This is a genomic window from Blautia sp. AF34-10 (assembly GCF_003477865.1).
GTDB classification, from domain to species: Bacteria; Bacillota; Clostridia; order Lachnospirales; family Lachnospiraceae; genus Fusicatenibacter; species Fusicatenibacter saccharivorans.
Window position 1 is genome coordinate 1 of the sequence record NZ_QUED01000059.1, and the last position, 4,279, is coordinate 4,279.

Below are 4,279 nucleotides of genomic sequence, written 5' to 3' on the forward strand. Positions count from 1 at the left end.
CTACTGCCGTTCCTTTTCCGGAATCAACAGCATTTGCTGAATTATCTACATGACCGCTCTGCATCTCTCCAACGAAGCCACCTGCATAGCCTTCTGCGTTTTCAAATCCGTTGTCAGCTGTAACAGTCAATCCATCTGCGGTACCAGCAACTTTGCAATTTGTAATTTTGCTGGATGCAGCCTGCAAGACACTCGCCAACTCTTTCAGACTCAGAATCTTACCAAGGACACTGTTCAAAAGATCTCCTGTGGCATCTCCTGCCTCCGCTGCACTTCCGGACCGCATGATTCCGATATAGCCACCGGCATGATACGGCGCTGTGACTTCTTTTACATTAGTCACATCAGAGTTTTTAACCATAACTGCTTTTCCATTACCGATGTATCCTCCGGCATCTCCAAGCGCCACATCATCATTTTTTCCGGATGCTGTTACGACTAAGTTGTTTCCTTCAATAGAAGAATCGGAAATCCTCGGATATGCCACATCCATGACACTGAGAAGCTGAGTTACATTTAAGAGCCCCAGTAACTTAATAGAACCTGTCTGTGCCACATCACCGGGCATCAATCTTCCGGCAAAGCCTCCGGCATAGCTGGTTCCCTTTATATAGGAAAGTCCGGTAATATTTGTTGTTGCAATCGCACCAGTCTCACCTTCTGTTGTTCCATCCTCGCTATTCGTGACTGCTGAAATGAAATCTGCTTCTTCACTATTCTTTTCATCTGTAGATTCACTCGAAGATGGATTCGTGTCTGTGTCTGCTTTAAATCCGGAATTGTTGTTTCCATAATTGATATCTACTGCCTGTCCATCTCCCACAAAACCGCCCGCCATATCAGCGGATACCTGAGGGTCAGAACCATTCGAAACATATGCAATAGAAGTATTATTGAACTCCGGTCTCAGGGCACTGACAACGCCTAGCAGGTTCTCCAATTCGATTCCTGTCAGTTGTGATGTAGTAGAATCTCCGGCACTTAATGCATCTCCGGCTTTGGCAAAACCTGCAAATCCACCGGCTTTTCCTGATGCTGCGGATGCAGTAACCGTTTTCAGGTTGCTGATCTTTGTGTCCCTTGCTCGTCCACTGATGCATTCTCCAATAAAGCCACCGCTGTAACCTTTCTCATTTTGGGTAGACACACTATATCCTGACGCAACACCTGAAACAGTACTTTCAACTGCAAACGTCTCAATCATCTGACCTACAGAAAGAAGGCTGTCAATTTTTAGTAGCGGTAATCCAGAAGTTTAATACCTCCAACATTGGCAAGGGTGCCGCTTCCGAAATACCCGGCAAAACCTCCGGCACACTTTCCGGCCGTTACGGAATTCAGATTTGTGACGGATGTTTTCCTTACTTCTCCACCTGTTCCATAACCGATAGCACCTCCTGCACGACCATTTTCCTGATCTGACGCAGTAACCGTAAGCCCGGAAGAGCCTCCGTTTACGGAACAGTCCTTGCACTCAAAACGCATATAGTCTGCTGCTGTAACTGTTCCACCGAGGACATCACCGACACTGGTCATCTTAGCGTAACCTAAGATTCCTCCTGCATTCTCTGTTGCTGAAACCTTCATAGAGGAAGCTGCATTGATCTGATTCACACGGTCTGAAAATTCGTAGGTAAGACCCGTCTTATTAAGCACTCGCTGGAGGGCTTTTGTAGTTGATTTTGAGTCATCTGCAAGTTCTAAAGTATTGGAAATCTGGACAGCACCTGCATATCCCACAAGTCCACCTGCATTTTTACCGTTCGCTGTTACAGAAATGTTATCTCCTGCAATGGTGCATCCGCTTATAACAGAAGGCCGGAGTCCTACCAGGTTCAGGATATCCATGTTGGTAAATTTACCATTTAACAACCCTGTAAGAAGATCCTTTACAATTACCAGAAGTCCCTGGCTTTCATCAATATCCGCTACATCACCAAGGGTTGCTATACCGGCAAATCCTCCGGTATAATCTTTTCCGGACACTGTACCCAAAGAAGAAATACTGCAGTCTACAGCGTAACTATTTCGCATTTCGCCAATAAATCCGCCTGCATAACCACTTTCCTTAGCGAAACTTCCCTGTGCGGATACGTTTACCGTTCCATCAATTCTGCAGTTCAGCATAACTGTATTGACCGGAAAGTTCCCCATAAGTTCAATACCAAGGCTGCTTAATGCGCCTGCCACAACTGCATTCGCAGAACGTCCCACAAATCCACCAGAGCAATCATTTCCAGACACTGTGGCAGTGCCACCCACAGAACAGTTTTTCATCACTGCACCAATGGCTTCCCCAGCGAATCCACCGGTACTCTTCTGACCTGTAACAGAAGTGCCACCGCTTACAGAACAATTCTGAATACATGGATTGACATAGCCTACCGGAATCAGATTTTTTACACTGAGTAATCCTCCATTTAAAAGGACAGTCAGCAGGTCACCGGCTCCAAGCAGAGGAATCAGATTCAGGATTTTTGTTAAAGTAGTAACCAGGCCTCCTAATCCATTTGATATGAGGTCATACTGTGTCATACCACTGACATAGCCTGCGAAGCCACCGGTCCGATCATTTACATTTGAAACTCCACGTAAATTTTCTACATTGCAGTTTTCAATCTGGATGTTTCCTTTTATGACGCCTGCAAATCCTCCCGTTGCCAGGGATTGCGGATCCGGTTTCAGTCCACTTAAATTTCCAAGCAGGAGCTTCAGCACACTTCCAATCAAACTGACATTTTGTTTAACCTTTTGTGTTGTTGTAGAAACCGTCACATCAGAAAGAGTAATGTTTTTCACAGTGATCGGGTTTTGGGATATTGTCAGGGATGTAGAATATGGTGTTGTCAAATTTCTGAAAAATCCGATACCATATTCTGCCTGCCTGTCCTGATCGACTGGATTATTCTGTGAAATATTGATATGGCTGATTGTTATACTCTGACCTTCAACCATTCCCTTTCGGCCTTCCATGTTTCCCTGGTAATTATCAATAGGATCCCAATCATCATCTTCCCCATTGGAATTGGTGCCCTCTTTGGAAAGATCAATATCACGAAAGATAATATAATCCGCATCCTTGCTATATTTATATCCGGTGCCTGCAATATTCACCTTATTAGTCGTTTTGCTTATATCATAAGTAAGAACGTAGGTCTTATCCTCTTCAACCTGTATACTTTCTGGATCCGCATCATCTGAAAAATCACTTTCACTTTCATCACTGATAAAAGCATCTTCATCGTAAATCTCTTCGTTTTCAGTATCTGATACAGTAGTGTCCGATGCTGCAGCTTCTGAAGAAATATCATCATTTCCAGATACAGATATTTCATTGTTTTCTGCCGGAACCATATCAATCAGATCACTGCCTTTTGCATTTCCATCTGCTTCACCGGAAGTCTCTTCTGTATTACCAGAAACTTCTTCTGTTTCACCGGAGGCCTCTCCGTAGAATCATCAGAAGGACTGTCCTCAGATGCAGTTACTATCATATTTGCAGAATCCTGGATCGTACTGCCCACATAAAGATAACGCTTTGTAGCATTCAAACCAGCTACGTCTAAGGATGGGGCATCCAAATATTCCGCTTTTCCAATTTCGTGTCCACCATTATCATTTGCATACAATGCAGTTTTTGACCAGTCATATACTTTGTCTCCATCTTTAAAATTGGCCAGATCCGCATCACCCGGATAATACAGTTCTGTTTTGTATTCTGCTGTATCCGCAGCCGGTGTCCAGTCTGTATATCCACTCAGTGCTCCCCCCAGTAATCCCCCTTTTTTCTCTCTTGTTTCATACACCTTCCAGATGGGTTCTGTCACTTCCGCATCTGTTCCGATTGCCCGGAGCTGTGTTTCATTTCCAATCAGAATATAATTTTTATCACCGATCTTTTTTACCACCTGACCGAAATAATTTCTTCCTTCATAATCAGATGGATAAGCGCTAGTAATATCCTTAGTTGTCTCCTCTGTCCCAGCCTTATTTGCAAGAAGCTCCGGTGTTTCTGTTGTAAATGAAGAAGCAAGCACATAATTATGTGTTTTGCTATAAGTAAGATAGGTACCATCTTCCAGTGTAAAAACCTGTCCCATTCCAACTTTTTCAGCAATATAATCCTCGCTCATTACAGGTTCGCTGTCTGAAGATTCCCCTTTCATCAATTCAAGCTGGTATCGGTTATACACATAAATCGTATCAGTCACTGAATCATATACTGTGTTGCCCGTGCGCTCTGATGATGAAGTGATGCTACCTGTAAAATCTGATGGGA

2 protein-coding genes and 1 pseudogene are annotated in these 4,279 nt (G+C 43.8%); all 3 read right to left on the reverse strand.

Going from position 1 to position 4,279, the window contains the following annotated elements; all coding sequences use genetic code 11:
* A pseudogene (locus DWZ60_RS16640) lies at positions 1-1,147 on the reverse strand (Cna B-type domain-containing protein); the annotation flags it as partial.
* Positions 1,148-1,233: 86 nt separating this feature from the next.
* Entirely contained in the window at positions 1,234-3,354 is a 2,121-nt protein-coding gene (locus tag DWZ60_RS16645; protein WP_119222163.1) for a hypothetical protein, read from the reverse strand.
* Between the two features lie 5 nt (positions 3,355-3,359).
* A partial coding sequence (locus tag DWZ60_RS16650) for a hypothetical protein (RefSeq protein ID WP_207664425.1) occupies positions 3,360-4,279 on the reverse strand: 920 nt, incomplete at its 5' end.